At 75.0% G+C, this 21,089-nt stretch carries 18 protein-coding genes; 4 read left to right on the top strand and 14 right to left on the bottom strand.

Translation table 11 applies throughout. The annotated features are described in order from the left end of the window. Positions 1-39 precede the first annotated feature (39 nt). Both fabG and ABZ449_RS01910 read left to right on the top strand, forming a co-directional pair. Positions 40-798, top strand: a complete 759-nt coding sequence (gene fabG / locus ABZ449_RS01915) for a 3-oxoacyl-ACP reductase FabG (RefSeq protein ID WP_360338444.1) — start codon at positions 40-42, stop codon at positions 796-798. Between the two features lie 209 nt (positions 799-1,007). Beyond that, positions 1,008-2,378, top strand: a complete 1,371-nt coding sequence (locus ABZ449_RS01910) for a S53 family peptidase (protein WP_360338441.1) — start codon at positions 1,008-1,010, stop codon at positions 2,376-2,378. 184 nt (positions 2,379-2,562) lie between these two features. Here ABZ449_RS01910 and ABZ449_RS01905 read toward each other — a convergent pair whose 3' ends face one another. Then, positions 2,563-4,767, bottom strand: a complete 2,205-nt coding sequence (locus ABZ449_RS01905; protein ID WP_360338438.1) for a hypothetical protein — start codon at positions 4,765-4,767, stop codon at positions 2,563-2,565. A gap of 497 nt (positions 4,768-5,264) precedes the next feature. On the opposite strand from ABZ449_RS01905, the gene ABZ449_RS01900 reads away from it, so the two are divergent. Beyond that, positions 5,265-5,885 (top strand): hypothetical protein, encoded by a 621-nt coding sequence (locus tag ABZ449_RS01900; protein ID WP_360338435.1) that lies wholly within the window; start codon positions 5,265-5,267, stop codon positions 5,883-5,885. Positions 5,886-5,996: 111 nt separating this feature from the next. Here the strand turns inward: ABZ449_RS01900 and ABZ449_RS01895 are convergent, their stop codons facing one another. The 13 genes from ABZ449_RS01895 to ABZ449_RS01835 all read right to left on the bottom strand — a co-directional run bounded on the left by ABZ449_RS01895 (position 5,997) and on the right by ABZ449_RS01835 (position 20,404). After that, on the bottom strand, positions 5,997-9,998 hold the full coding sequence (locus tag ABZ449_RS01895; RefSeq protein ID WP_360338432.1) for a BTAD domain-containing putative transcriptional regulator: 4,002 nt from the start codon (positions 9,996-9,998) through the stop codon (positions 5,997-5,999). Beyond that, positions 9,998-10,444, bottom strand: coding sequence for a hypothetical protein (locus ABZ449_RS01890; protein ID WP_360338429.1), 447 nt, complete (start codon positions 10,442-10,444; stop codon positions 9,998-10,000). The genes ABZ449_RS01895 and ABZ449_RS01890 overlap by 1 nt, the downstream gene beginning before the upstream one ends. A gap of 163 nt (positions 10,445-10,607) precedes the next feature. Further along, entirely contained in the window at positions 10,608-10,976 is a 369-nt protein-coding gene (locus ABZ449_RS01885) for a pilus assembly protein (protein ID WP_360338426.1), read from the bottom strand. A 206-nt stretch (positions 10,977-11,182) separates the two neighbouring features. Then, complete coding sequence (locus ABZ449_RS01880; RefSeq protein WP_360338423.1) at positions 11,183-11,557, bottom strand: TadE/TadG family type IV pilus assembly protein; 375 nt, start codon at positions 11,555-11,557, stop codon at positions 11,183-11,185. A 38-nt stretch (positions 11,558-11,595) separates the two neighbouring features. Next, positions 11,596-11,886: a hypothetical protein gene (locus tag ABZ449_RS01875; RefSeq protein WP_360338420.1), complete on the bottom strand. Its 291-nt coding sequence runs from the start codon at positions 11,884-11,886 to the stop codon at positions 11,596-11,598. A gap of 115 nt (positions 11,887-12,001) precedes the next feature. Beyond that, a complete protein-coding gene (locus tag ABZ449_RS01870) occupies positions 12,002-12,880 on the bottom strand; it encodes a hypothetical protein (RefSeq protein WP_360338417.1) in 879 nt (292 codons plus the stop codon). Continuing rightward, on the bottom strand, positions 12,877-13,842 hold the full coding sequence (locus tag ABZ449_RS01865; protein ID WP_360338414.1) for a type II secretion system F family protein: 966 nt from the start codon (positions 13,840-13,842) through the stop codon (positions 12,877-12,879). The genes ABZ449_RS01870 and ABZ449_RS01865 overlap by 4 nt, the downstream gene beginning before the upstream one ends. After that, complete coding sequence (locus ABZ449_RS01860) at positions 13,842-15,473, bottom strand: ATPase, T2SS/T4P/T4SS family (RefSeq protein ID WP_360338411.1); 1,632 nt, start codon at positions 15,471-15,473, stop codon at positions 13,842-13,844. The genes ABZ449_RS01865 and ABZ449_RS01860 overlap by 1 nt, the downstream gene beginning before the upstream one ends. Continuing rightward, positions 15,463-16,860, bottom strand: coding sequence for a hypothetical protein (locus ABZ449_RS01855; protein ID WP_360338408.1), 1,398 nt, complete (start codon positions 16,858-16,860; stop codon positions 15,463-15,465). The genes ABZ449_RS01860 and ABZ449_RS01855 overlap by 11 nt, the downstream gene beginning before the upstream one ends. Then, on the bottom strand, positions 16,860-17,738 hold the full coding sequence (locus ABZ449_RS01850) for an SAF domain-containing protein (protein WP_360338405.1): 879 nt from the start codon (positions 17,736-17,738) through the stop codon (positions 16,860-16,862). The genes ABZ449_RS01855 and ABZ449_RS01850 overlap by 1 nt, the downstream gene beginning before the upstream one ends. A 73-nt stretch (positions 17,739-17,811) precedes the next feature. Then, complete coding sequence (locus ABZ449_RS01845) at positions 17,812-18,759, bottom strand: hypothetical protein (RefSeq protein WP_360338402.1); 948 nt, start codon at positions 18,757-18,759, stop codon at positions 17,812-17,814. Then, complete coding sequence (locus ABZ449_RS01840; protein WP_360338399.1) at positions 18,753-19,376, bottom strand: hypothetical protein; 624 nt, start codon at positions 19,374-19,376, stop codon at positions 18,753-18,755. The genes ABZ449_RS01845 and ABZ449_RS01840 overlap by 7 nt, the downstream gene beginning before the upstream one ends. Positions 19,377-19,513: 137 nt before the next feature. Next, entirely contained in the window at positions 19,514-20,404 is an 891-nt protein-coding gene (locus ABZ449_RS01835) for a hypothetical protein (protein ID WP_360338396.1), read from the bottom strand. 117 nt (positions 20,405-20,521) lie between these two features. On the opposite strand from ABZ449_RS01835, the gene ABZ449_RS01830 reads away from it, so the two are divergent. Next, positions 20,522-21,067, top strand: a complete 546-nt coding sequence (locus ABZ449_RS01830; RefSeq protein ID WP_360338393.1) for a pyridoxamine 5'-phosphate oxidase family protein — start codon at positions 20,522-20,524, stop codon at positions 21,065-21,067. Positions 21,068-21,089: the final 22 nt, after the last annotated feature.

Genomic DNA, 21,089 nt, shown 5'->3' with positions numbered 1-21,089 from the left:
GCCGATCCAGATGTTGATCCAGACCTCCGAGGAGTTCACATGACGCGGTTCGCGGGGAAGGTCGCCGTGGTGACCGGCGCGGCACAGGGCATCGGGGCGGCCACCGCCCGCCGGCTGGCGGAGGAGGGGGCGGCGGTCGCCGTCGTCGACCTCACCGCCGAGCGGGCGGCCGGGACGGTCGCCGAGATCACCGCCAAGGGCGGCACCGCTCGGGCGTACGGCTGCGACGTGGCCGACTACGACGCCGTGGAGGCGGTGTTCGCCCAGGTCGCGGCGGACCTCGGCGGGGTGCACATCCTGGTCAACAACGCCGGGATCACCCGGGACAACCTGTTCTTCAAGATGCCCAAGTCCGACTGGGACGCGGTGCTGACGGTCAACCTGACCAGCGCGTACAACTGCAGCCACGTCGCACAGAAGTACATGGTGGCGCAGAAGTACGGGAAGATCGTCTCGCTCAGCTCGCGCTCCGCCCTCGGCAACCGGGGGCAGGCCAACTACGCGGCCGCCAAGGCCGGCATCCAGGGCCTCACCGCGACCCTGGCGATCGAGCTCGGTCCGTTCAACATCAACGTCAACGCCGTCGCGCCCGGGTACATCGCCACCGCGATGACCGCGGCCACCGCGGAGCGGGTCGGCAGCCGCGCCGAGGACCACCAGGCCGAGGTCGCCGCCCGGACGCCGCTGCGCCGGGTCGGGCAGCCGGAGGAGATCGCCTCGGTCGTCGCCTTCCTCGCCAGCGAGGAGGCCTCCTACGTCAGCGGGCAGACGCTGTACGTCAACGGCGGGGCGCGCTAGGCGCCGTCCTGACGCACCGTCACCGGGTCGCCCCAGGTGGGAGGTTACTTTCCCCTGGGGCGGCCTTTACCTTTTCGCGTGGCCGAGCATGACCATCTCCTTGATCAGATGACCCCACCAAATGACTATGGCATGATCATGCAGCTATCGATGGGATGGCCGGACCGACCCGACCGAACCAGGTCGGGCCCTGCGTCCCAAGGAGTCCCATGGGCAGCCCCGCCACCCTCCGCCGCGCCCTGGCCCTTCTCGCCGTGGGGGCCACCGCCCTCACGGCCGGCACCGTCGCCGTACCGGCCGCCGGCACCGCGATCGCCGCCCCCACGCACGACCTCACGGGCGTCCACGTCCGCCCCGCCTCCTTCGGGCAGCACAGCGCCCAGGGCCGCCCCGCCCCGCTGAGCACCACCCAGTGCGTCAGCCAGGTCGGCATCCACTGCTACTCGCCGCTCCAGTACCGGACCGCCTACAACCTGGACCCGCTGTACCAGGAGGGCATCACCGGCAAGGGCCGCACGATCGTCATCGTCGACTCCTTCGGCTCGCCGACCATCCAGCACGACCTGGAGGTCTTCGACAAGCAGTGGGGCATTCCGGACACCAACGTCGAGGTGGTCAAGTGGGGCAACGTCCCCGCCTGGGACCCGAAGAACCCCGACCACACCGGCTGGGCCGGCGAGACCACCCTGGACGTCGAGTACGCCCACGCGATCGCCCCCGACGCGCACATCATCCTGGTCGAGACCGGCGTCGCCGAGACCGAGGGCACCACCGGTCTGCCCGAGATGATGGACGCCGAGAAGGCCCTCATCAAGGCCGGCCGGGCCGACGTCATCTCGCAGAGCTTCGGCGCCACCGAGAACACCTTCCCGGGCTACGACAAGGGCGACTTCAAGTCGCTCACCGACCTGCGGTACGCCTTCCAGGCCGCGGCCGACCACAACGTGACCGTGCTCGCCGCCTCCGGCGACAACGGCGCCACCGACGCCCAGGAGAACGGCAGCGACCTGTACCCGTACAAGGTCAACTCCTGGCCGTCCTCGGACCCGCTGGTCACCTCCATCGGCGGCGCCCAGCTCACCCTGGACGACTCCGGCAAGCGCACCGCACCCGACAAGGTGTGGCACGACAAGTCCGGTGCCGGCGGCGGTGGCGTCTCGGGCATCTTCGAGCGCCCGTGGTACCAGGCCGGCGTGGCCAACGTGACCGGCAACCACCGCGGCACCCCGGACATCAGCATGAGCGCGGCCGTGGACGGCGCCGCCTGGACCTACGAGTCCTACGACCCGACCTCGGTCGGCTGGCACCTCACCGGCGGCACCAGCGAGGCCACCCCGCTCTTCTCCGGCGTCGTCGCGCTCGCCGACCAGCTCGCCGGCCACCGCCTCGGCCAGCTCAACTGGCGCCTGTACGGCATGAACCTGATGCCGAGCAAGTGGAGCGGCATCGTGGACGTCAAGCAGGGCGACAACGGCTGGAACGGCGTCACCGGCTACAACGCCACCGAGGGCTACGACCTCGCCAGCGGCCTGGGCACCATCGACGGCGCGAAGTTCGTGCACGCGATCGCCGGTCGCTGAACCGCCTGGTCACCGGTGCGAGTGGCCGGTGACGGGTGACAGATGACGAGTGACGGATAACAGATGACAGCGAACAGCTGACAGATTTCGAAATCTGTCAGCTGTTCGCTGTTTTCCGTCTGCTGTTATCCGTCCGCTGTTCCCCGTCGGCCGTCGGCCGTCGACCTGTCAGCCCGTCGGCCCGTCAGCCGGCGGCGGCAGCGGCCAGCTGGGCGAGGTAGCGCTCGGCGGCGCGGAGCTTGCGGCCGTCCGGGCCCGGGAGGTAGGCGCGCAGTTCGATGATCTCCGGGGCGATCCGGATGGCCTCGGAGCGGTCGGTGATCGCGCGCCAGCAGGCCTCGGCGTTGGTGGCCGCCTGCTGGGTCTCCGGGTGGTCCGGGCCCTGGGAGCGGAGCAGCGTCAGCGCCACCTCGCGGTAGATGTCCGCAGCCTCGGCCGAGCGGCCCGCGAGCCGGCAGACGTGCGCCCGGACCTGTCGGACCTGCAGCACCGGCTCGGAGACGGCACCGTGCTCTGCGATCGCCTCCAGTTCGAGGGCGAACGCCAGGTCGGTGGCGGCGGCATGGTCACCCGCGTCGGCGCTACGGACGATCCGCCCGATGACCTCGCGGTAGTCCGGCCGGGGCGGAGCCGCCGCAGCGGCCTCGTCGGCCGGTGCTTCGGAAGCGCTGTCAGCCGGGCTGTCGGCCGGTGCTTCGGAAGCGCTGTCAGCCGGGCTGTCGGCCGGTGCGGATGGCGAGTCGGCCGACCCTTCGTCCTGCGGCACGGCGTCGGCGGGCTCCCCGCCGGTCGGCCTCTCGTCGGTCGGCGTCCCGTCGACCGGCGTCGACTCGGCGGGCAGTTCCTCCGCTTCCCTCGGCTCCGGCGGGACGGCGTCCCCGGGCTCATCCACAGCCTCTGGCTCTGCCGCGATGAGCTCCTCGGTAGCGTGCTCGCCCGGCTCCTCGCCCGGCTCCTCCGCCGACGGCTCCACCATCGCCTCGATCGCCTCGATCGCTTCGATCGCTTCGATCGTCGCGGCCTCAGCCCCAGCCGCAGCCGCAGCCGCAGCCAGGTCCTCGACCGTCTCCGCCTCAGCAGCAACCAGATCCTCGACCGTCTCGGCCTCAGCCCTGGCAAGAACCTCGACCGTCTCCGCCTCAGCCGCGGCCTCGTTGGCCACCACGGCGTCCTCCTGCGGGAGTTCGGGCTCGGCGACGACGACGTCCGCGGTCTCCGGCCGGAACTTGAGGAGCGTGACGCCCGCCGGGGGCGTGCCGTCCTGGGGCGTGCCGTCGACCGGGACGGCCTTGAGCAGGGTCACGCCCGCGGCCTCGGCGGCCACGACCGCCTTCAGCAGGCTCACCGGGCGGGCCGGCCGCGGCGGAGTGGGCGGTACGCCCGGCTTGACCAGGCTCACCGGGCCGCCCTCGGTCGCCGGATAGCCGACGGCCGCGCTCGACGGCTCGGGCACCGCGGTCGGCACCGGCAACGGCCGCCCCGGGACGGCGTCCCGCGGCTCCGTCGGGCGCGGCAGCGGCGGCGCCGCGGGCGGTGGCACGTCGGAGTGCGCCGCCCCGGCGGCCGGCACCGGCGGCACGTCGGCCGGCAGGCCCTCGCCGCGACGGGCGGTGTTGCGGAAGAACGGCCGGTCCGGGGCGTGGGTCGCCAGGATGACCACGTCCGGCCGCAGCACCGAGTACACCTGCTGCCGCAGCTGCTCGGGCGCGAGCACCTCGCCCGCGCCAGGCCGTCCGCCGTGCAGCGCCTCGATCAGCGCGCGGGTGAAGGTGCCGATCTGCTCCGGGTCCGGGCTGACCACCGCCCACAGCGGGATGCCCTCGCTGAGCGGCGAGACGGTGCCCTGGAGGTACGGCCAGGCGTTCTGGTCGGCGCTCAGGTCGGCGATGACGAGGGTCTGCCACTCGGCCGGACGGTGGCTCAGCTCGGCGGCGACGGCCTGCCAGGGGAGGCCGTCCTGCTTGGCGTCGCGCAGGGTCAGCTGGAGCTGTCCGCCGCGCTTGTCGGCGACGACGTGGCCGCCGAGGTGGATCAGCAGCGGTCCCGGGTGGCGGGAGGCGGCGCGCAGGTGGGCGAGGACGGTGTGCGGGTCACCGGCGCCGGGAAGGTGGACGGCGTCCACCGCGTCCGCGGCGAGCAGCACCTGCGGCGAGACGGCGGCGAGCATCGCCGAGAGCACGGGTGCCTGGGCCGGTCCGCCACGGCCCCAGGTGCGGCGGCCGGAGTTGCCGTACCCGCCCTCGATCACCAGGATCCGCCCGCGCGGCGCGGTGCCGAGTCCACCCGCGCCGGGCCCGCCCGCGCCGACGACGGCGGCGGCGGCGGGCGCCGTGCTCTGGACCGGGAACGGCGGCGGGGTCGCCGAGGAGGCCGCCCCGGCGGCGGGCATCCCGGTGAGGGTCCATCCGGTGGGCGGGACGGGCGGTGCGGCCGGGGGCGCGGGCGGTGGCGTGGGCGCCTGCCCGACCGGCTGCACGCCCCCCTGCGCGCCCACCCCGGAAGCCGGCGCGGCGCCCGGAACCGCGCCCGGGACCGAAGCCGTGCCCGGAACGGGGGCGGGGGCCGCCGGGGGCACGGGCGGCGGCTCGTACAGCGCGGCCGGGCCGGGCGGGTGCTCCTCGGCCGGGAGGCGCGGAGGCGGCGGTACGGCGTCCCAGGGCCCCGAGCCGCCTGCCGGGTCGGGACCTCCGGAAACCGCTGTCGTCTCCGCCATCTCCTGGTCACCGCCCCGCCCCGCCGCTCCCGCGGCGTCTGATGCCCTCGCCTGCGTGGTGCCTGCCACCACACTCCGTGCGCGCCACCCTACGAGATCCCGGCTCACCCGTTCCAGGCCGGGTGGCCGATCGGCGCGCCACACCACCCGCACCGCCCGACTAAGGTGCCGTCATGATCGATGCCGATCGCCCCCTGCTGTTCCTCGACGTGGACGGCCCGCTGATCCCCTTCGGCGACCCGCCCCCCGGCGGATACCCCACCTACCGCAGCCCGTACGTCCGGCCCGGCGCGGCAATGGGCGGGAACCCGCTGATCGCCCGCGTGGACCCGGAGTTGGGGCCGCGACTGCTGAGCCTCCCGTGCTGGCCGGTGTGGGCCACCACCTGGTTGGAGGACGCCAACGAGTGCCTCGCGCCCTGGCTCGGTCTGCCCCGACTCCCCGTCGTGGACTGGCCGGTGGACGACGCGGATGACACTGACGACGCGGGCGCCGTGGAAGCCGTGAAAGCCGTGACCGCCGTGAACGCCGTGGAAGCCACGGACACGAAGGACCGAATGGACATCACGAACCGGCCGGACGGCCCGGACCGCGTGCACTGGAAGACCCGTACGCTGGTCGCATGGGCGAACGGGCGGCCGTTCGCCTGGGTGGACGACGAGATCACCGAGCCCGACCGCCGTTGGGTCGCCGCCCACTCCCCCGCCCGCGCCCTGCTCCACTGGGTGGACCCCCGACGCGGGCTCACCGAGGCGGACTTCACCGCCCTGGACGCCTGGCTGCGGGCAGCCTGAGCGGCCTCAGGCCTGCCGATCCGCCAATCGACCGACCGCATCGGCCCCTGGCCCGTCAACACGACTGCCCGGCCACCCCCGTGGGAGCGACCGGGCAGTCGGCGATCCGCGTCAGGAACCCGCGAGCAGGTCCCGCAGCAGGGCGACGGTGTCGGCGTCCAGGTCCCGGCCGGTACGGCGACTGAGCGCGTCCAACCGGTTGACGGCGCGCAGGAGTTGGTCCCTGGCGCCGGCCGAGGCGTAGGCGTAGAAGAGGTCCCGGTGCAGCAGTTCGACGTCCGGGGCGACGGCGAGGCCGCGGAAGACGGCGGCCTCGGCGCTGCGGTGGTCGCCGTACTGCAGGCGGCGGGCGGCCAGTTCGTGGGCCGTGTCGACGATCGCCGCGATCATGTCCTGCCGTTCGGCCTCGGCCCAGCCGTACGAGGCCGGCGGGGCCTCGGCGAACGGCGCGCCGCGGACCAGTGCCAGGGCGTGGGCGAGCGCCGCGTCGGCGCTCGCACTGGTGCTGCGCATGCCGCGCCGGTAGAGGCCGCGGAACTCGTCCCAGTCGCAGGTGACCGCCGGGGTGAAGGAGTACCCTTCGGCCCCCTCCGTCGGCAGGAAGGCGCGGCCCTCCGGCGAGGCGCCGAACCAGGCGGCCAGATCGGCGAGTTTGGCCGGCAGCGGGCTCCTGGCGTCGGCCGTGGTGGGGTGCGGGTCGAGGTGCGCCGCACCGGGGTGCAGATCGTGGTCGAGCGCGTGGTGGTCGGAGCCCGGACGCAGCGCCAGGTAGACGGCCAGTTCGGTGAGCCTGGACAGAGCGCCGGGTGCGGCGGTGCCGTGGACTCCCGCGACGTCCACCGGGCCGAGCAGCCGGATCCGGGGGGCGTTGCGAGGGGCGTGCGCCTCCGGGGAGCGGAGGATGGCGAGCAGGTCGTCGCTGTCGCTGCGCCCGGGCGTGGTCCGGGCGACCGGGGCCGCGGCGGCCGGGCCCGGCTCGACGGCGGGCTCGGGCTCCTCCGTACCGACGGGGTCCGCGATCCCGGCCGGCCCGGTCCCGGCCGGCCCGGCCCCGGCGGCGACGGCAGGCTCCGGAGCGGACTCGGCCGACGGCGTCGGCTCCTCGACCGTCTCCGGCGCGGTCGGCTCCGCCACGACCGGCTCAGCCGCGACGGGCTGTGGCACGACCGGCTGGACGGCGAGCACGACCGTCGTCGTGGACTCCGAGGAGGTGTCCCCCGACTCGTCCGCCCCCTCGCCCTCCGGCAGACCGGGCCGCCGCAGGTCCCGGGTGCTCTCGTCGCTGCCGGCCTGCCGCCCCTGCCCGTTGACGCTGAACCGCGCCGGCCCGGCCGGAACCGGCGCCGGCACGGGAGCCGGAACCGGGGTCGCAGCCGAAGCGGCGGGCGGCAGGGCGGCTGGAGCCGGGGCCGGCGTCACCGGATCGGTACCGGCGAACGGGCTCGCACCGGTGCCGATGACCCGGGCGAGCAGCCGGGGACCGGCGGCCGCGTCCGCGCCCTCCTCCGCCCGACCCGCCGAAGCCCCACCGACCGAGGCCCCGCCCGCCGAAGCCCCACCCACCGAGGCCCCGACGGCGGCCAGCACCGGTACGGCGGCGGGCAGGTCGGTGGTGTCGGTGTCGTCCTCCGGCCCGTCCAGGGTCCAGGCCGGGGCCGGGTGCTGGGTGGTGTCGTCGGCGGCCCGGAGCAGCTCGGCGACCTGGTCGTACTGCTGCCCGCTGAGCCGCTGGAGCTCGACGGTGAGGTGCAGGCCCGGGATCGCGGCCTGGCCGGAGGTCGGCAGGGTCCACCGGGCGACCGGGCCGGTGCCGCGCTCCGGGGCCCGGGTGATGACGGCGACGCAGGTGCGCGGGCGGGCGTCGAGCAGGCGCCCGAGCTCGGCCGGGATGTCCCCGCCGGGCTGGTGGGCGCAGAGCACGATCTCGGGCGTCCAGGACTCGTCGGCCTGGCCCCGGCTGCGGGCCTCGCGCGGGCTGATGGCCTCGGCGGCGACCAGGGTGGCACGGGCCTTGGCGGTGCGCGGGCCGAGGGCGGCGAGCGCGGCCTCCAGGGTCGGGTGGCGGTGCACCCGTTCGGCGGCCGGGCCGCTGATCGGCACCTCCTCGGCGAGGTCCACCAGGTGCAGGTGGAGCCGGTCGGCCAGCGGGCTGTGGGCCAGTTCGATGGCGAGGGTGCGCAGCACGTCCCGGGCGTCGTCCGGGTGGCCGGACAGGTGGAGCAGCCGGACGGCCTCGAGGTCGGCGAGGACCACCGAGCCGTCCGGCGAGGTGCCGAGGGTGACCAGCGCGGGGTACGGAGCGGCGGTCTTCCGGGCCTGGGCGGGGCTGAGCAGGTCGCCCGAGTCGGCGCTGCACCACCACACGTTGGCGGCGTGCGCGGCGCGGAACGGCGCGATCGGGGTGGCCGGGCCGGACAGGTGCAGCTCGATGGTCTGGCCCTGGGTGATCCGGGCGGCGACGATGGCGGGCAGCCGCTTGCCGCCGCGCACGGTGTTGCGGGCCAGGGTGCGCAGGGCGCGGTCCAGCAGTTCCAGTCCGGCCTGGTCCTGCCGGGCCATCAGCTCGTTCTCGAAGGCGGCGGCCCCGGCGCCGGGCATCGCGATGCGGTGCCGGGGGCGGCGGGCGCGCTGCTGGCCGCCGCGCTTGTGGGCGACGGCGCCGACCATGATGGCGGCGAGCAGGACGCCGACTGTGGAGGCCGAGAGGGCGACGGTGTAGTCGTCGTCGGAGTCCTGGTCGGCGTGCGCGGCGGGAGCGGGGGCGTGGGCCGGTGCGTGGGTGGGCGCGGGCGCCGGGGCCGACTGCGGCGTGCCCTGCGCGGGGACGCCCGGCGCCGGGGCCTGGTCGGCGGGAGCCGGTGCCGGAGCCGGAGTCTGCGCCGGGGCCTGATCGGCGGGAGCCGGTGCGGGCGCCGGAGCCGGGGGCTGATCGGCCGGCGCCGGAGTGGCGCCACCCGCCCCCGGTACCGCGAGCACCATCCCCGGCACCACCACGTCCGGGTCCGTCAGCTGCTCGCCGTCCGGGGCCTGCGCCCCCTTGTTCGCCTCGAACAGCGTCGGCCACTGTTCGCCGTCCCCCAACTCCCGCTGGGCGATGGCCGACAGGCTGTCCCCGACCTGGACGGTGACCGTCCGCTGCCCGCCGGATCCGCCCGTACCGCCGGCGCCACCGGGCCCCCCGGCCTCCGTCCCGGACTGCGGGGCGTTCTGCGGCGTCCCCTGCGGAGTGCCCTGCGCCGCGTCCCCGGACGGAGCCGGCGCGGGTGCCGGAGCGGGAGCGGGTGCCGGCGTCCTCGCCTCGTCCGGCTTGGCGTCCGCCGGCATCAGCAGTTCCCAGCCGGGCTGGATCGGGCGTTCGGCGTCGAAACGGGTGCCCGAATCACCCATCACCCGGCCCTCGTTGAGCTTGGCGATCTCCACCCACCGTTCCCCCGAGCCCAGTTGGCGCTCAGCGATGGACCAGAGGCTGTCGGCCGGCCGGGCGTCGCGCACCGTGTAGGTGCTCTGCTGCTCGGCGGCCGGGGTCAGGGCCGGTGCGGCCTGCGCGGCGGGCAGTGCGGCGCGCTGCACGCCCGGCGTCAACTGTGCCTGGACGACCGGCCCCTGGGTCAGTTCGGGGACGGCCGCGAACGCCGAGCCCGCCACCGGCAGCAGAGCGAGAACCGAGCCGACCAGTCCGGCCGCGAGCCGCTGGCTCCAGCCGAAGGCCGGGATGCGGCGGGCGATCCGGCCGCGCAGCTGGGCGGGGATCTCCAGCAGGACGGAGAGCGCGAAGCAGGCCCAGGCGATCCAGCCGACCACCACCAGCGCCCACAGGAACAGGCTTCCGTCGTCCGGGCTGGTGAGCGCCTCGCCCACCCCGCCCGAGGCGACCTCGCCCATCCCGGCGACCGCCTGAGTGCCGTACAGCAGCAGGGCGGGAACGCCGATCAGCAGGGCGAGCAGGGCGACCAGCGCGCCGAGCGCGGTGACCACGGCGCGCCCGCGCCCGCGGGGTGGTCGGGGCGCCGGGGCGGCCGGCCTTCGGGCGCCGCCGGCGCGATGGGACGTCCCGGCCCGGCCGTTGCGGGCCTGGGCGGTACGGGCCTGGTCCTTGGCACGTGGCGCGGCCATCAGTCGGTCTCCGCTTTCTCGACTCCGTGGACGAGGGTCGCACTGCCCTTGCCCGTTACCTTCCGTTCCCCGAGTGCGCCCAGCAGGACCGGGCGGTAGTCGGCCTGCACGGTGACGGTGACGACCTTGCCGTCACCGGAGAACCCGATGTCGCCCGCCCGCAGGCCGTACAGGCGCAGGTAGGCGTCGGCGGCGTCCCGGACGTACTCCTCCTGGACCTTGAAGCCCTTGCCCTGCAGGACGGCCGCCCGGTCGAGCTGCTGGCCGCCGACCCGCGCGGCCTCCAGGGCGTAGGCGTCGGTCCGCTCGGCGACCCGCAGTCGGCCGCCGGCGTCGATCACCAGGGCGATGACGAGCACGGTGTAGGCCGCGCAGATCGCCACGAAGAGGGCCACCGCGCCCCGGTCGGACCGGCGCGCCGACAGCCGTCGCCGCAGACGGCTCACCACTCCCGTCCCCTCCCCCCACTTCGCACGCTGCTCTCCCCACCGGCCCCCACCGGGCGCCACTCGGTTCTGCTGTGTCATCCCCCGGGCGCTCTCCGCTTGCGTCTCCCCCGCACGGGCCGTCTCCAATCCCCCGTCTTGCCGGCGACGACGCCGCGCGCCGTCATGTGCCCCGGTAACGGTCCACCACCGAGGTGAACTCGCCGACGAGGTGCTTCGTCACGGGTATCCCGGACGGTCCGCCGATCAGGTCCGCCAGTTCCACGTCGCAGATCACCGTGACGGTGACGGTCGTGGCCGGTCCGCCGGGCAGGTTCAGCTCCCCCTTGTCGACCCGCACGTCCCCGTTGCGGCAGGACACGCCCTGCTGGCGCAGTGTCGCGAGGGCGGAGTCCCTGGCCGGCTGGTCCATCCCGTCCACGCTGCGCTGCAGGGAGGCGGTCCTGGCCCCGGCCCGGGCGGCGGCCTCCACGGTGCCGGCCGTGGTCTGCACCCGTCCGGCGGCGATGGCCACCAGGACCAGTCCGACCACCCCCGGAACGACGATCGCCGCCTCGATCGCGATCCCGCCCCGGTCGCGCCTGCGCAGGCGCGACCGGAACCGCGGCCGTGGTGGCCCTGGCCGCACCGGCCCCCGCCACCGGCCCGGTGCCCGCGACGCGCCCGTCACGGCTTCACCCCCGGCACCCCTCGCAGCTTCACCCTCGGTGTCCCTCACGGCTTCACACCCGGCGCCCCTCACGGCTTCACCGCCGGCGCCACGAAGCGCTCGCGCGGCGCCTCGGCGAACTGGGTGACGGTGGGCGCCCTGAGTCCGGGTATCAGCAGCGGCGGGGTCAACTGGACGGTGACCCGGATGGTCTCCGCCGTGCTGCCGTCGGTCCGCACCGCGTACCCGTGCACGCCCTGCCGGTCGAGGAAGTCGCGGGCCTGCCGCTCGGCGGCCTCGTTCTTCTCGCCGTCCGTCGCGCTGCTCTGCACCCGTCCGGCGTCCACGCCCTCGCGGGCCGCAGTGAGCGCGACCTGCCGGTCGTACCAGAGCAACGCGGCCTGGACGACGAGCAGCAGGAGCAGCAGGACGACCGGGAAGACGATGGCGAGGCTCACGCTCATCGACCCCCGGTCGCCCCTGCGGCGGAGAGCAGGACGCATCACTGGGTGGCGCCGCCCGCGCCCGCGCCGCCCGGCATGTTCGGGTCCTGCTCGACCTTCTTGACGACCTTGTCCTTCAGCAGGTAGAGGGCGGTCGCCACGGCACCCGCGACGAAGACCAACGCGATGATGGCGAGGGCCAGTTCGATGCTGATCGCACCGCGGTCGCCGCGCACGCGGGCGGCCCGCAGCCGGCCGAGCCGCAGGGTGAAGAGCATCAGTGCGAACTGGACCGGTAGCAGGGCGGGTCGCAGCGCCCGGACTGCCAGTCGGGCGAGTCGTACGGTCATCGGGTTCTCCCGGAGGATGTGGCGGTGTGGTGTGGTGGTGGCGCCTGCTGCTCCGAGACCGGCGGGTGAGGCTCGCGAGGGCCGGTCGGGTACGGCAAGTGGTCGTGGAGATCGTTCAGTTGAGCATCTGGTGCAGGGCGGGGAAGACGATCAGGACGGTCATCAGCAGGGTCAGTGCGGCCCCGGGCGCGACCATCCGCTCGCTGTCGGCGTTCGCACGGGCGAGGTCCTCGGCGAGCAGTTCCCCGCGCAGGCCCTTGGCGCGGGCCCGCAGGGTGTCGTACACGGCGGCGCCGTCGGTGCCGGACAGCCGCATGATGTCGGCCACGTCCTGGAGCGGACTGAGCCCCAACTCCTCGGCGAGTGCGTCGAGTCCGGCCCACGGGGGGAGCCGGTCGGTGGCCGCGCGCTCCAGGGCGTCGCGGATCCGCCGGAACACCGCACCCTGCCCGACCGAGGCGGCCCGGCGCAGCGCCTCGGCGGGGCCGCAGTCGGCGGCCCGCTCCATCGCGACGAGTTCCAGGTAGGCGGCGATGCCGTGCAGGTACTCGGTGCGCGCCTCCTTGGCCTCGCCGCGCACGATGGCGTCCGGGACGAACCAGAGCAGTCCGGCCAGCAGCGGCCCGGCGACCAGCGGCAGCGCGAACGGCAGGCCGGTGTCCATCAGCACGGCCATCGCCCCCAGGTAGGCGGGCAGCAGCAGGCCGAGCGCGGCGAACAGCAGCTTGTGCACCATGAACCGGGCCGGACTGCGGCCGATCAGGGCGAGCTCACGGCGCGGGACGGAGACCCCGCGCAGGTGGACGGACCGCTCGCCGATCCGGTCGTACCAGCGGGGCCGCTCGTCCGGGTCCTGCTCGCGGTCGGCGGGGGTGGCGTGCAGCCGGTCCAGCGCCTGGCGCAGGTCCGGCGGCGCGGGCCGCAGTTCGGCGACCAGGAGGGCGAGGCCGCCGGCCGCGACCGCTCCGGCCAGCACGGACCAGGGCGAGATCACCGGACCTCCCCGAGCTGCTCGGTCGGCTCCGGCGTGGTCGCCGGTGCGGCGGACCGTCGCCCGCTCCTGCTGCGCCGGTCCGGCGCCAGCAACCGGGGTACCGGCGGATGGGAGGCCAGCGCCCGCATCCAGGCGATGATCGCCACGAACAGGGCGGCCACCACGGCGAGCACCACCTGGCCGAGGAAGGTCCCGTACGGCCGGGTGTACTCGGTGTTGAAGGAGCCGACGGTGACGACCAGCACGATGATGCCGACCAGCCAGCGGATGGTGGTCCGGTGCTTGGCCCGGTCGGCCTCGATGGCCCGGCGCTGGCGGACCTCCTCGCGCACCGAGTCGGCCATGTCGGAGAGCGTGCGGGCCAGGCCGGGGCCGCTGTCCCCGGCCCGCAGCACGAGCGCGGCGAGCACCTTGTCGGCGGTGGCGTCGGCGAGGCTGTCGGCGAAGGCGCGCAGCGCCTCCTCGGGCCGCCAGCGGGCCTGCAGTCGGGCGGCCAGTTCGCCGATCTCGTCCTCCAGGGCGGCCGGGGCGGTGCGGCGGCTGGTGACGATGGCCTGGTTGAGGCCGACGCCGAGCAGCAGCACGTCGGCGATCCGCTGGGTCCACTCGGAGAGCGCCTCCAGCCGCTCGATCCGGTGGGTGTCCGGGCGGGTGGTGTCGAACAGCCAGGGCAGGCCGAAGACGGCCAGCGGCACCAGCAGCGCGGTCAGCGGGATGCCGGTGAAGAGCCAGGCCAGCGGCGCGCCGGCGAGCGCGAGCGGCAGCTGGACGCGGCGCAGCCGCACCATCCGGTGCGCGGCCGTCCCGGGGGCGCCGTACCAGAACACGTGGAGCCGGCCGGCCAGCGGGTTGGGCTCCCGCTCGGCCCCGTCCTCGTCGCCGGGCTCGCTGCCGCGGGCCCAGACCACCAGGGCGACCAGGCCGCCCGCGACCGCCAGCCCGCAGAGGGCGAAGAGCAGCATCACCGCGCGCCACCGCCGATCCGCAGCTGGAGCGGGGTGGCCCAACTCCCGTACCGGGAGCCGAGCAGCGAGGCGTCGAAGCCGGCCCGGCGCAGGTCGTCCAGGCACTGCGGCGGGGTGTGCGGGACGGCCCGCGGCTCACCGAGGTCCGGCCGGGGGCCGAAGACGGTGTTCAGCGCGGGCCGGCCGCTCTCCCCGAGGCCGGTGACCTCCAGGACGTGGGAGACGAAGCGGTGCCGGCGGCCGCCGACGGCGGTCTCGTCGACCATGGTGACGTGCACGATGAGGTCCAGGGCGTTGGCGGTGAGCCGGTAGGCGAGTGAGTCGGTCATGTGCGAGCCGTACTCCAGGCAGAGTTCGGCGATGCGGTCGACGACCATGTGCGGGCCGCGGGCGTGCAGGGTGCACATCGACCCGCCCTCGCCGTTGGTCATCACCCGCAGCATCGGGACGACCTCGCCGGAGCGGACCTCCCCGACGATGATCCGGGAGAGCGTCATGCGCAGCGCGGCCGGGATGAGGTCGCCGATGGTCAACTCCCCGGCCAGGCGCCCCTCGACGCGCTCGCCGTTGCCCTCGCGGGCCTCCATCGGGACGACCTGGCGCAGGTGGCCGAGGGTGTGCAGCCAGAGTTCGAACTCCGACTCCAGGGTGCCGATCCGCTCGTCCGGCGGGATCTCGGCGGCCATCGCGCGCAGCAGGCTGGTCTTGCCGACGCCCTGGGTGCCGGTGATCATCACGTTCTTCCGGGCCCGGATCGCGGAGGCCAGGAAGGCCGCCAATGTGGCGTCCAGAGTGCCGAGTTCGACCATCTCGGGCAGCGTCGCCGAGGCCACCCGGTGGCGCCGGATCGCCACGTACGGGCGGGGCGTCACCTCGGTGAGCGCCTGGAGGCGCATGCCGCCCTCGAGCCGCAGCGCGAGGGTCGGGCTGGCGGTGGACAGGCTGCGCTCGCCGCCGCCGTGCTGGCGGGCCAGGTCCTGGAGCAGTTCGATGAGTTCGGCGTCGCTCTCGGCCACCGGCGGCACCTGGCGCAGGGGTTGGTGCACCTTGGAGACCCAGACGTCGTCGCAGCCGTTGATCAGGATGTTCTCGATCTCCGGGTCGTCCAGGTAGGGCTGGAGCCGCCCGGCCCGGAACAGCAGGTCGAAGACGGCCTCGGCGAGGGCGCGGTCCTGCTCCCGGGTGGGCGGGATGCCGTGGGTCTGCGCATACGCGTCGGACCACCGGGCGACGGCCTCCTCGATCAGCGCCCGGCCGCGCTGGCGGCGGGTGGCACGGTCCGGATCGGAGCCGGAGGCGGCGGTCAACCGGGTGATCTGCTGGTGCAGTTCGGCGGCGACCTGGCGCTTGAGCTCGCGGGCGACCTGCGGGTCGACGGCGGGCCGGGTGGCGGAGCCGCGCAGGTCCAGCGAGGGCAGCTGGGAGGGCACGGCGGTGGGCCCGGAGGCCGACCCGGCCGCGCCGGACGGAACGGCCTGGGGCACGACGGGCTGCGCCGGTACGGGCTGGGGCGCGACCGGGCCGGGCTGGTACCCGTGCGGCGGGACGACCGGGCCGGGCAGCGGTGCGCTCCAGGGCAGCGCGGCCGGATCGGAGGCGGGACGCTGGTGCAGGGGGCTACCGCGCACGGAGCACCTCCCCGGGGTTGTGCGGGTACGGCCCGTTCACTTCGTCCTGACCGTCCGTCACGATCGGTTGCTGGAGGTGGTACTGGTCGTCCTGCTCGCCGTACGGCGCGGACTGGACGTGCGCCGGGAACGGCGCCGGCGCGGCCGGCTGCGGCGCCAGCCCGGCCAGCGGCGCCACCGGGCCGGTGGTGATCACCGGCGGTACGGGCTGCGGCGGGGTGTACGAGGGCTGCTCGCCGTCCATCGGCCCGTAGCCGGGGCCGCCGGGCACGGACTGGCCCTGCACGAACTGGCCCTGCGCGAACTGGCCGTGGCCCGCCGCGCCGTACCCTCCGGGCGGGTACGGCGCCTGGCCGTGCCCCGGCTGGGCGTACCCCGACTGACCGTGCCCCGGCTGGGCGTACCCCGGCTGCCCGTACGGGCCCGGCCCGGGCGAAGGCAGCGGCCCGGCCCCGACCCCGGGCGCGGGCATCGACGGCTGCGGCGCCATCGACACGGGCGGGGCCGGTATCGGCGGCGTCGGCACCGCCGCCGCGACCGGGCCCGCCGCCGGGCCGCCCGCCGTCAGCTGGGCCGGCGCCGCGTCCTGCACGGCGCCCGGCGCGAGCCGCTGGCGCCGCCGGCGGATCAGCAGCTGCACCTCGTCCGCCGCCGACCGCGCCGTCCGCATGAGCTCCGAGCGGACGAACCGCCGGTCGGTGGTGTCCCCGCCGTCGGAGAGCACCTTCGCCGTCCGGGTGGCGTGCGGCAGCACCCCGAGCACTGGCAGCCCGAGCTCGCGGCTCACCTCCGCCCTGGTGTACGGGCCCTCGGCGACCAGCAGCAGTCCGAGCGCGTCCGCCCCGGTGCCGGCGGTGGCCAGGTCCTCGGCCAGGGCGGCGAGCCGGGGCCGGACCGAGCTCAGCCCGCGCAACGTGGTGCGCACCGTCGCCACCACCGCGTCGGCGCGGCGGGCCAGCACCGCGCTGTGGCCGGTGGCGCCGGAGCGGCCGAGGTCCACGATGACGTCGTAACCCTGCTGTTCCACGCCGTGCAGCAGTTCGGCGAGCGGCTCCCAGGTGTAGGCGAGGCCGGGTGCCTGGACGGGGTCGGTCAGCCCGGGCAGCAGCAGCCGTTCGGCGTTGCCCTCGGGCGAGAGGTCGATCAGTTGCTCCCAGATGGTCTGCGTGAGCAGTCCGCGCCGGTCGGCGACGGCCAGGTTGCGCAGCCCGTACACCGCCTCGACCCGGCCCTCCAGGGCGCCGGCGAGCACCGCGCCGCCGTCCGGGTCGGCCTCGACCAGCAGGATCCGCCGGCCGGGCGGCAGCGGCCAGGACAGCAGCAGCGCCAGGGCGGTGGTGGTCGCTCCCGGTGCGCCCGGGCCGCCGACCACCGCGATCACGGCCATCAGGCTCCGCCCGTCGCGGCCGGGGCCCCGGGTGCGGCGGCGCCGGGCGTCGCGGCCCCCGGCGCGGTGGCTCCGGGTGCCGCGCCCCCGGGCGTGGTGGCGCCGGCCGAGGGCGCACCGCCCGGTGCCGGGGCCGGCGCGGCGGCGCCGCCGGCTGCCGCACCGCGCGGCGCGAGCAGTACCTGGATCCGCCCGCTCGCCACCCACTGCGCCAGCCGGGGACCGTCCGCGGCGCCGACCGCCACGTCGATCACCTGGCTGCCGTCGGTGTCCACCCGGCCGACGGTGATCACCGTGGCCGACAGCGAGTCGGCCCGGCCGTTGTCGGGGGTGAAGACCACGACCAGCTGCACGCCGGGCTGGAGCCGGCTGGCGGGCAGCTGGGTGCGCTTGGCCGACACCCCGACCACGATCTGGCCGGGCTGCACCGACAGGCCCTGCGCGAGGTCGGAACCGGTGAGCATCGCACCGCGCTTGAGGTCGGTGGCGGCCCGCATGCCGACCGCCTTCGCCCGGTCCTGCGCCGACACCGGGCGCAGCGCGGGGTCCCCCGCGATCCGGGCGACCACCAGGTCGTCCTCGGTGATCACCTGGCCCCAGGGCACGTCCCGGGCCAGCGCCAGCACCGCGACCCGCTGGCCGGTGCTGTTGTAGAGGACGGCCCCGCCCAGCCCGCCGGCGGCGATCAGCGCGACCGCCATCGCCAGCACCGCCGGGCGCCGCCGCCGCGCCCCCATGGTCCGCCCCGGCGCGTGCGGGGCCGCCCGGCCCCGGCCCTTGCCCGGGCCCGCCTGCTCCTGCTGCTCCGGGATCGCCACGGACGACGCCGCGCCCGCGGAGGTGCCGGATCCCGGCGTCGCGAACGTACGGTTCTCCACCGGGTTCCGCCCTTCCCTCGTTCGTCTCTGGCTCGTCTGGCTGGTCAGTGTGCGAATCGCCGCGCCGGCGCTCTCAGTTGAGCACCTGCATCTCGGCGACCTTGAGCTCGAAGGGCTTGCTGCTCTGGTTGATCCCCGGGATCGTGAACTTCCGCGGGTTCGGCCCTCCGGTGACCACCACGGCGGCCTCCCAGTGCATCGTCACCGTGGCGTTGAAGACGCCGTTCTTCTCGCGGGCCGAGCTGGTCCTGAACTCGTAGCCGCAGTCCGGGGACTTCGCGTCGCCGTACTTGGGGTCGTACGGCGTGCCGGTCGTGGTGCAGGAGGTCTGGAGGTGCTCGCCGAAGCTCCAGTCCGCCCGGACCAGCCGGGGCGTGACGGTGACCGAGACGCCCCCGACCGACGCGTTGCCCGGGGCGGGCAGGCTGGCGTCGTCCGCCCAGAGCCAGACCGGGGCGTTGACCACCGCCGTGGCCTGGGGCGCGGCCCGGCCCACCGGCGGCCGGAAGCGGACCTGGTCGTAGGCCCTCTGGATGGCCATGGCCTCGGCGTTGACGTTCTGTCCGCCCGGCACGGTGGCCTCGAAGACGATCTCCGCGCCGCCCTGGCCGCCGTCGGTCTGCGGACAGACCTTCGTGTAGAGCATGCCGTCCTTCGGGTCGTGGCCTTCCCACGCCGGGTCGCCCGCGGGCGGCGGGTTGTCCAACGCGCGGAAGTAGCAGCCCTTGTCGCTGTTGAACCAGCCCAGCTGGGGGTCGTGGCAGGCCCACGCGACCTCGTGGTAGCTGCACAGCTGCGGGCCGGTGTCCGAACCGCCGCCACCGCCATGCGTCGTTCCGCCGGGCGTCGTGGTCGATCCGCCGGAATTGACGTCTATGCAGATCACGTTCGGGTAGCACTGCTCGGCGCCGCCGCCCGGCGGTTCGTCCGCGGTCGCGTTGACGGCCGAGGACAGCAGCAGTCCGGCCGACATCGACGCGGCGATCGCGATTCGCCGGGCCGGTTTCCGCGCGTTCAGCATGTCCGGTCCACCTCCCGTTTGAAGTCGTAGATCAGCCAATGCGCCTGGAACCAGCGCAGGGAGGCGGTCCCGACGTACCGGTTCAGACGTGTTCCGGGATCCTTGGCGGCCCCGGTGACGGCATCGACGCGGTGCCAGCCCGACAGGTCGACGCAGTCCTCGATCACGGCGGTTTGCGGATCGGCTTTGAGATCGATGGCCTTGACCACCGCGGAATTGCGCGGAGTCCCGGTCATCACCACTTTGGCGTCGCGCAGTTGCCGGAGGCTGACCAGGCTGTCGGACAGCGCACGACCGGAGGAGTACTGCTCCAGTCCGTAAGCGTCCGAATCCGAGTGCCCGAAGACCTGGGCCTGGGCCTGCCACCAGTCCTGATACGCCTTCAGGGCCAGCCGTCCCATGGCCCCTTCCGGACCGCTGGTCGGCGCGATCGAGCCGTTTACCGGACCACTCGAAGGAGTTAGCGGGTCCACTCCCGCGACAGTGGGCGCGGCCGACCCGATGCGATCGACGGAACCGCCCGCACCACCGCTCGCACAAGCACCGAGCAGCAACACCAGAACCGCCCCACCGACCCCAACCGCCCCTGGGCGCAACACATTTCCGCGCTGCCGCATGGCCCCACCTCGTTGCGACCGACCCGATCCGTGATCCACGGCCGCCAGGAGAATTCCGCCGTCCCGCCGGTGTTTCCGCTGAGGATCGATTCTTCGCCAACCCACCCCATCACGGCAACACCTCAGGCCCCCTGACCTTACGCGGAAGGAGGTTCCGTCGGGGCACTTTCCCGCCACAGAACGGCCAACAGTTCTTCGGAAAGCGACAATCCGGCCAATGCGCCCCGAACCGCGGCCCGATTGCGCATCAGGAGCCGCCCGGCGTGTGGCGGAACGAGCAGGCGCGCGCCGGGCGCACCCGAACTACCGGACGCTTCTCCACCGTCCGTCAGCGCGGCCACGGCCGGCTGGAGATCGAGCGGGGCGACGGCCGCAGGGGCACCCGGGACGCCCTGGCGCAGGACGGTGGTCAGGGCCCGGCTGAACGAGCCCTCCCCGCCCGGCAGGACGGCGTCCCGGCCGCGTCTGCCCGGCGCGTAGCGGCTGCCCGGGGCATGGCGGCCGATCCGGCCCCACAGCGGAACCCTCGAGTAGCTCAGCAGTTCGCCCGCGCCGTCCTCGCCGCGCTCCAATGCCGCCCAGCTGTCGCGGTCGACCACCGCGTCGACCAGCAGCAGCGCCTCCTCCTGGTCCCCGTGCACCATCGCGCTGACCACCCAGTCCCAGGCCAGGCCCCGGCGGTAGGCGTTGTCGGCGGTGCTCCCGGCGGTGACCAGGGCCAGCCGTCGCCCGCGCGGATCGACCACCAGCTGGCCGACCAGGCAGACCAGCAGCCAGCGGCCGGGGTGCTGGGCGGCGTCCCGGACGGCGGTGAGCATCGCGTTGGCGTCCGCGTCCGGCGCCACCGTGGTGACCCGGCAGCCGGCCGCGCCGGTGTCGAAGCACATCCCGGGCAGCACCTCGGCGAGCAGCCGGGCGCCGTCCGGCGCGAGCGCCGCACCCCCGAAGGCTCGGTCGGGCCCGCCGTCCGCCCCGATCACCACCAGATCGACCCCGCCCGCCATCCGGCCGTCCCCCTCCTGCACCATTTCTCCACCCGCCGGGCAGGCTACCGCCCCGAGCCGCCTCCGACGGGGCTCCCGGCCCGCCCGCTCAGGGACCATGGGCCCTATCGATGCGCGCACCGACCGAGGACGATCGGACGCATGGAGCGTGAGGACCGTGTGGAGACCCTGAGCGAGGCCGAGTGCCTGCGGCTGCTCAGCACCGTGCCCGTCGGGCGCGTGGTGTACACCGAGCACGCACTGCCGGCCGTCCTGCCGGTCTCCTTCGAGGTCCTGGACGGGCGGCTGGTGCTCGCCGTACGCCGGGGAAGTGCCACCGCGCGCGGGCTTGACGGCACGGTGGTGGCCTTCCAGGCGGATCTGCTGGACCCGGTCACCCGCACCGGGTGGAGCGTACTGGTGCACGGGCGGGCCGACGTGGTGAGCGATCCCGAGCAGGTCCGACGGGTGCTGCGCTCCGGCCTGCGGCCCTGGGTGGGCGATCCGGAGCCGCTGTTCATCGCGCTGGTGCCGGAGCTGGTCAGCGGCCGCCGGCTGTTCCCGACCGGGCCGGGCGCCCCGGGCCGCCGGACGCGGCGGCAGATGAGCGCCGGGCAGGCGAGCACCGGGCAGGCGAGCACCGGGCGGATGAGCGCCGGGCAGGCGAGCACCCCGTCCGCGAACACCGGATTTCCGTTCGGCTCCTGACAGATACCGGTGGGTAGGCATA

Origin of the sequence: Kitasatospora sp. NPDC005856, assembly GCF_040629945.1 — a bacterium.
Taxonomy (GTDB): domain Bacteria; phylum Actinomycetota; class Actinomycetes; order Streptomycetales; family Streptomycetaceae; genus Kitasatospora.
Note: the sequence above shows the minus strand (reverse complement) of the source record. Positions and strands in the feature narration are given on the sequence as shown.

Excerpts from the sequence above, each read along its gene's own strand:
- fabG (WP_360338444.1), top strand. The coding sequence starts at position 40 with ATGACGCGGTTCGCGGGGAAGGTCGCCGTGGTGACCGGCGCGGCACAG.
- ABZ449_RS01910 (WP_360338441.1), top strand. The coding sequence starts at position 1,008 with ATGGGCAGCCCCGCCACCCTCCGCCGCGCCCTGGCCCTTCTCGCCGTG.
- ABZ449_RS01905 (WP_360338438.1), bottom strand. The coding sequence starts at position 4,767 with ATGCCCGCCGCCGGGGCGGCCTCCTCGGCGACCCCGCCGCCGTTCCCG.
- ABZ449_RS01900 (WP_360338435.1), top strand. The coding sequence starts at position 5,265 with ATGATCGATGCCGATCGCCCCCTGCTGTTCCTCGACGTGGACGGCCCG.
- ABZ449_RS01895 (WP_360338432.1), bottom strand. The coding sequence starts at position 9,998 with ATGGCCGCGCCACGTGCCAAGGACCAGGCCCGTACCGCCCAGGCCCGC.
- ABZ449_RS01880 (WP_360338423.1), bottom strand. The coding sequence starts at position 11,557 with ATGAGCGTGAGCCTCGCCATCGTCTTCCCGGTCGTCCTGCTGCTCCTG.
- ABZ449_RS01875 (WP_360338420.1), bottom strand. The coding sequence starts at position 11,886 with ATGACCGTACGACTCGCCCGACTGGCAGTCCGGGCGCTGCGACCCGCC.
- ABZ449_RS01865 (WP_360338414.1), bottom strand. The coding sequence starts at position 13,842 with ATGCTGCTCTTCGCCCTCTGCGGGCTGGCGGTCGCGGGCGGCCTGGTC.
- ABZ449_RS01855 (WP_360338408.1), bottom strand. The coding sequence starts at position 16,860 with ATGGCCGTGATCGCGGTGGTCGGCGGCCCGGGCGCACCGGGAGCGACC.
- ABZ449_RS01845 (WP_360338402.1), bottom strand. The coding sequence starts at position 18,759 with ATGCTGAACGCGCGGAAACCGGCCCGGCGAATCGCGATCGCCGCGTCG.
- ABZ449_RS01840 (WP_360338399.1), bottom strand. The coding sequence starts at position 19,376 with ATGCGGCAGCGCGGAAATGTGTTGCGCCCAGGGGCGGTTGGGGTCGGT.
- ABZ449_RS01835 (WP_360338396.1), bottom strand. The coding sequence starts at position 20,404 with ATGGTGCAGGAGGGGGACGGCCGGATGGCGGGCGGGGTCGATCTGGTG.
- ABZ449_RS01830 (WP_360338393.1), top strand. The coding sequence starts at position 20,522 with ATGGAGCGTGAGGACCGTGTGGAGACCCTGAGCGAGGCCGAGTGCCTG.